General features: G+C 67.9%; 6 protein-coding genes and 1 pseudogene. 1 reads left to right on the top strand and 6 read right to left on the bottom strand.

Translation table 11 applies throughout. The features are described 5' to 3' along the window. The 5 genes and pseudogenes from DM816_RS39905 to DM816_RS39885 all read right to left on the bottom strand — a co-directional run. Nucleotides 1–415, bottom strand: a pseudogene (locus DM816_RS39905) (SIS domain-containing protein); the annotation flags it as partial. Then, nucleotides 415–579 (bottom strand): Trm112 family protein, encoded by a 165-nt coding sequence (locus tag DM816_RS39900; RefSeq protein WP_117215657.1) that lies wholly within the window; start codon nucleotides 577–579, stop codon nucleotides 415–417. The gene DM816_RS39900 and the pseudogene DM816_RS39905, both read right to left, overlap by 1 nt. A 14-nt stretch (nucleotides 580–593) precedes the next feature. Next, a complete protein-coding gene (locus DM816_RS39895; protein ID WP_117215656.1) occupies nucleotides 594–1955 on the bottom strand; it encodes a phosphomannomutase/phosphoglucomutase in 1362 nt (453 codons plus the stop codon). Nucleotides 1956–2102: 147 nt separating this feature from the next. After that, nucleotides 2103–2489: a RidA family protein gene (locus DM816_RS39890; RefSeq protein WP_117215655.1), complete on the bottom strand. Its 387-nt coding sequence runs from the start codon at nucleotides 2487–2489 to the stop codon at nucleotides 2103–2105. 28 nt (nucleotides 2490–2517) lie between these two features. After that, nucleotides 2518–3699, bottom strand: coding sequence for an FAD-dependent oxidoreductase (locus DM816_RS39885; RefSeq protein ID WP_117215654.1), 1182 nt, complete (start codon nucleotides 3697–3699; stop codon nucleotides 2518–2520). A gap of 54 nt (nucleotides 3700–3753) precedes the next feature. On the opposite strand from DM816_RS39885, the gene DM816_RS39880 reads away from it, so the two are divergent. Further along, on the top strand, nucleotides 3754–4332 hold the full coding sequence (locus DM816_RS39880) for a PadR family transcriptional regulator (protein ID WP_162908337.1): 579 nt from the start codon (nucleotides 3754–3756) through the stop codon (nucleotides 4330–4332). Here the strand turns inward: DM816_RS39880 and DM816_RS39875 are convergent. Next, nucleotides 4313–5471: aldehyde dehydrogenase family protein (locus DM816_RS39875; RefSeq protein ID WP_117215652.1), on the bottom strand; the 1159-nt coding region annotated here is incomplete at its 5' end. The two genes, DM816_RS39880 and DM816_RS39875, sit on opposite strands and share 20 nt — an antisense overlap.

Genomic DNA, 5471 nt, shown 5'->3' with positions numbered 1-5471 from the left:
CGCGCCGCCCCGCCGCCTCGGCGATCGCGATCGCCTCGGGGGAACGGCCACTGGCCGACACCGCGATGACCACGTCGGCCGCGCCGATCCAGCCAGGGACCTCCACGCTGCGGTGGGCAAGCACAGGCACGAGACAGCGCGGGCCGGCGACGGTGGCCAGGATGTCGCCTGTCCGGGCCGCGGTCCCGGCGCCCGCGACCACGACGGCACGCGGGCGGCCCTCGTCGGCGAGCATGCTCAGGTCCTGCTCGGCGGTCAGCGTCGCGGCCTCCCGCACCTGCGCTCCGGCCGAGGCGATCGCACGCAGCATCCCACCCGGGTCACGGGCGGCGAGCGCGGGCGCGTTATCGATCAGGTCGTGGTCGAACGAGCGGTTGCCCCGCACGCCGGCCGCACCGTCCACACCGGCGGCCATCACTTCACCTCGTCCAGGAGCAGGATCGGCAGACCATCGCGGACCTCATACACGCGCCCGCACGAGGTGCAGGTCAGCGTCTGCGCCTCCTCGTCGTAGCGCAGAGGGGCGCGGTCCGGCGCGGGGCACGCGAGCACGTCGAGTAGCAGCGGATCGAGCGGCATGTGCAGCAGCTTACCTATCTCACGATCGCGAGTGTCTCGTCGCGTAGCTCGGACATGCGGTCGTGGGTCGGAGCCTCGACGTTGAGCCGCAGCAGCGGTTCGGTGTTCGACGGGCGCAGGTTGATCCACGCGCCGTCGGCGAACCGCACGGTCAGCCCGTCCAGCTCGTCCTGCTCCTCGCCCTTGAAGTGCAGCTTCACCTCGGCGAGCCGGCCGGCCGCGTCGGCCACCCGCGAGTTGATCTCTCCGGAGGAGACGTAACGCTCGTATTCGTGGGCGATCTCCGACAGCGGCTTGTCCGACTCGCCGAGCGCGGCCAGCACGTGCATCGCGGCCAGCATGCCCGTGTCGGCGCCCCAGAAGTCCTTGAAGTAGTAGTGCGCGGAGTGCTCGCCGCCGAACACCGCGCCCGTCCTGGCCATCTCGGCCTTGATGAACGAGTGCCCCACGCGTGTCCTCACGGGCTCGCCGCCATGCTCGCGCACTATTTCCGGTACCGCAGAAGAGGTTATGAGATTATGAATGATCACAGAACCGGGGTGCTTTGCCAGCTCACGGGCTGCGACAAGCGCGGTTATCGCGGACGGCGACACCGGATCGCCATTGGCATCGACCACGAAACACCGGTCAGCGTCGCCGTCGAACGCGAGCCCGATGTCGGCCTTTTCGGCCACGACGGCCTTCTGCAGATCGACGATGTTCGCCGGCTCCAGCGGGTTGGCCTCGTGATTGGGGAACGACCCGTCAAGTTCGAAATACAGCGGGACGATCTGCAGCGCGGGCAGCACCCCCAGCACGGCAGGCACCGTGTATCCACCCATGCCATTGCCCGCGTCGACGACCACCTTCAGCGGCCGGATCCCGGACAGGTCCACCAGCTTGCGCAGGTGCTCGCCGTATCCCTCCAGCATGTCGCGCCGCTCGATCGTCCCCGTCGGCTCGGGCATCGGCTCATCGATCAGCCTCTCGGCCCGCTCGCGGATCTCGGCCAGCCCGCTGTCCTGCCCCACCGGCTTGGCCCCCGCGTAGCACAGCTTGATGCCGTTGTACTGCGCGGGGTTGTGGCTCGCGGTGAACATCGCGCCCGGCACGTCCAGGATGCCCGAGGCATAGTAGAGCAGGTCGGTCGAGCCGAGCCCGGCATGAACCACGTTGATCCCCTCGGCCCGCACGCCGTTGGTGAACGCCTCGACCAGCGCCGGCCCGGACTCGCGCATGTCATGCGCCACGACGATCGTGCCCCGGTCGTCGCCCCCGGCACGCAGCGTCTGGGCGAACGCCCGCCCAATCGCCCCCGCGATCGGCTCATTTAGCTGGTCCGGCACGGTCCCGCGCACGTCGTACGCCTTGACAATCCCACTCAGGTCGTTCGTCACGCCCTCAGCCTAATCACCGCGCCCGCACCACCTCGCCCGGCCCAAACATCCACGCATCCCGCCGTCTGCTGTGCAAATCGCGAGCCATAGCGGTTCCTTCTCGGCGAACCTGCCCGCGAACCGCGCCACGACAAGCCCCTGCGGGACCTACTTCGCGGCCATCGCTTCGACCTCCAGCTTCCACTTCGGGTCGAGCAGCCGGCAGCAGACGACCGTCGAGGAGGGACGGTGGTCGCCCAGATACTTGATCCGCAGGCGCACGTTGGCCTCGTCGTAGCTCGGGTCGGCGAGATAGGTGCGCAGCGAGACCAGATCGCTGTAGTCCATGCCGGCAGCCCGCAGGATCGTGCCGATGTGCTGCCAGATGATCTCGCCCTGCTCCTCGAAGGAGTCGGGCATCGTCCGGCCGTCGGCGAGGTAGCCGTTGAGGCCGCTGATGATCAGTAATCGGGCGTCGCCCCGAATTTCGGTGGCGTGGCTGTAGTTGCGGTACGGCGGGAACAGACCCTCGGGGTTGTGACTGAGTATCGGCACAAGTTGATCATAGTCGCAAGCGAAGCGGCTAGCTTGTCGTGACCCTGTCGGCCCAGGAGATGCGGTAGTCGTGGATCCAGGCCAGCAGGTTCTTCTTCTCCACCTGCCTCATGAACACCGGCAGGAACAGGTCGCGGGCGAACGCGCCCACCAACCCTGGAGCCTTGCCCGAGCCGTTGCGCTTGCCCTGCGCCACGATGCGCTCGACCCGGTCGCGCCGCAGGCGCTCGAACGCCGCGAACGCGTCCGGGAGGGCCGAGACGTCGCGCAGGCACAGGCCCAGCGCGACCGCGTCCTCCATCGCCATCGACGCGCCCTGCCCAGATGAGGGCGAGGTGGCGTGCGCGGCGTCGCCGACGAGGACCATGCGGTCGTTGTGCCACTTGGGCACGGTCGGGAAGTCGTATGTGTTCCAGCCGGAGATGATGTGCGGGGTTGCCCGGATGATATCGAGCATCGGCCCACTGTCGTCTTTGAACAGTTCGAGCAGTCTTGCCCGCCACTGCTCCGGCGTGATCGCCGCGAGCTCCTCGGGCGTGGGCTCCTTGGCGCTGGGCGGATTGGCAAACCACCACACGTCGCCGTCCGGATGGATCAGGTACCCGAAAAAGCAGCGACGCCCGAAGATGAAGTACGCCGTCCCGCTCTGCCCCGGCACCTTCACCCCGCCGGCGAACCCGCCCGTGTTGAGCAGGCCCACGTGCCTTGCCCGCGGCGCACCCGGGTCGATGATCGTGCGCGTGCGCGACCGCAGCCCGTCCGCGCCGACGAGCAGATCACCTTCAGCAGCAGTCCCGTCGTCGAACACCGCGCGCACGCCTTGGCCCGCGATCGACGCGTCACGCAGCCGCTTGCCGTAGTGGATGCGGATCCCGCGCCGCACGGCCTCGTCGCGCAGCGCCTGATAAAGCTCCGCGCGCTTCAACGTGCGCGACGGGTGCCTCACCGAGGCCAGCACTTTGCCGCGCCCGTTGAGCATCTGCATGCGGGACGAGTCCATGCCCAGCTCACCCGCAACATGGTCGAGCTCAAGCTCGCGCAATGCCGCGAGCCCGTTGGCGGCCAGCGTCAGAAAGGCGCCGACCCCGTCGGAGCCGCGCCCATGGGCCTCGTAGACCTCGGCCCCGATGCCTGCCCGCTGCAACGCCATCGCGGTCACCGGCCCGGCGATGCCCCCGCCAATGATCAAAGCGTTTCTCGTGTTGGTCATAGCATGACTATACATAAGATGACTATCACTCGGCAAGGCATTACGATGAAGTCCATGTCATCGTCGAGGCGCTCTCCCCTGGCCATGGCCGTGCTCGCGCTGGTCGGCGAGGCGCCCATGCACGCCTACCGCATGCAGCAGCTGATCAAGGAGCGGCACAAGGACGAGGTCGTCAATGTGGCGCAGCGCAACAGCGTGTACCAGACCATCGACCGCCTGCTGCGCGACGGACTGCTCAAGATCCGCGAGACCGCGCGCGAGGAGAACCGTCCGGAAAGGACCGTCTACGAGCTCACCGACTCCGGCCGCGACACGCTCCTGCAGTGGATGCGCACCATGCTGTCCACCCCGTCGCGTGAGTTCCCCGAGTTCCCCGCCGCGCTCGCCTTCCTGCCCGTGCTGGGCCCATCCGACGCCCGCGAAGCGCTCGAACAGCGCCTCGTCGCGCTTGAGGCGAAACTGTCCGCGCTGGAGACCAACCTGCGCGAGGGAAGCAAGTTCCTTCCGCGCCTTTTTCAAATCGAGGATGAGTACCAGCGTGAGGTGCTCAAAGCCGAGCTGGCCTACGTTCGCGGTCTGGTGTCGGACCTGCGCGATGAGGAAATCACGTGGCCTAAAGGGTTAGTCCCGTGAGCACCATGACCCGCGGCGACGTGTAGTCGTCCATCGCGCTGCGCAGGCCCTCGCGCCCGACACCCGAGCCCTTCTCGCCCCCATAGGGCATCTGGTCGGCCCGATAGGACGGGACATCGCCCACAATCACGCCGCCCACCTTCAACAGCGTGTGGGCCTTGAAAGCCGTCTGCACATCATGGGTGAAGACTCCGGCCTGCAGGCCGTATTTCGAATCGTTGGCCGCCTCCAGCCCCGCCTCGTCGGAGTCCACAATGGACACGACCACCACCGGGCCGAACACCTCCTCGGACACGACCTTCGCGCCCGCCGGGACATCCGCCAAAACCGTTGGCGCGTAAGCGGCCCCGTTGCGGGTGCCGCCGACAAGGACCCGCCCACCGGACGAGTCGACCCACTCCTGCACCCTGCGCGCCGCCTGCTCACTGATCAGCGGCCCGACCTGCTCGTCGAAGTCCAGTTTGGACACCGACTCGACCAGCTTCGGCACGAACGTGTCTTTGTGCGAGCGATGCACGAAAACCCGTTGCACGGCAATGCAACTCTGGCCGCCCTGATAGTTCGAGAACAGCGCGATCCGTTGCGCGGCCCAATCCAGGTCGCGATAGTCCGAGCACACCACGACCGCGGCGTTGCCGCCCAGCTCCAGTGTCACGTGCTTTTGCGGCACCGCTGCCTTGATGGACTCGCCGACCGGCCCGGAGCCCGTGAACGACACCACCGGCAGGCGCGGGTCTTCGACCAGCTTCGGCGCGCGCTCGTTCGGTACCGGCAAACAGGAAAACATCCCCTTTGGCAGGTCGGTCTCGGCCAGGATGGAGCCGAGCAGCAGGGCGCTCAACGGCGTTGCGGGCGCGGGCTTGACCACGATCGGCGCGCCGACCGCGATCGCCGGTGCGACCTTGTGCGCCACCAGGTTGAGCGGGAAGTTGAATGGAGTGATCCCGAGCACGGGCCCGCGCGGGAACCGCCGCACCACGGCCATGCGCCCTTTGGCGATCGGATCGGTGTCGAGGCGCATCAGGTCGCCCGAGAACCGCCGGGCCTCCTCGGCCGCCCATCGAAACGTCGACACGGCCCGCCCGACCTCGGCCTTGGCCCACATCGCGGGCTTGCCGTTCTCGGCGGTGATCAGCGCG

The sequence above is a fragment of the Allorhizocola rhizosphaerae genome (genome assembly GCF_003426775.1).
Lineage (GTDB): Bacteria > Actinomycetota > Actinomycetes > Mycobacteriales > Micromonosporaceae > Allorhizocola > Allorhizocola rhizosphaerae.
This window is presented reverse-complemented; position numbering and strand designations above follow the sequence as displayed.

What these genes read in the sequence shown, in the direction of transcription:
- DM816_RS39900 (WP_117215657.1), bottom strand. Translation starts at nt 579, where the DNA reads ATGCCGCTCGATCCGCTGCTACTCGACGTGCTCGCGTGCCCCGCGCCG.
- DM816_RS39885 (WP_117215654.1), bottom strand. Translation starts at nt 3,699, where the DNA reads ATGACCAACACGAGAAACGCTTTGATCATTGGCGGGGGCATCGCCGGG.
- DM816_RS39880 (WP_162908337.1), top strand. Translation starts at nt 3,754, where the DNA reads ATGTCATCGTCGAGGCGCTCTCCCCTGGCCATGGCCGTGCTCGCGCTG.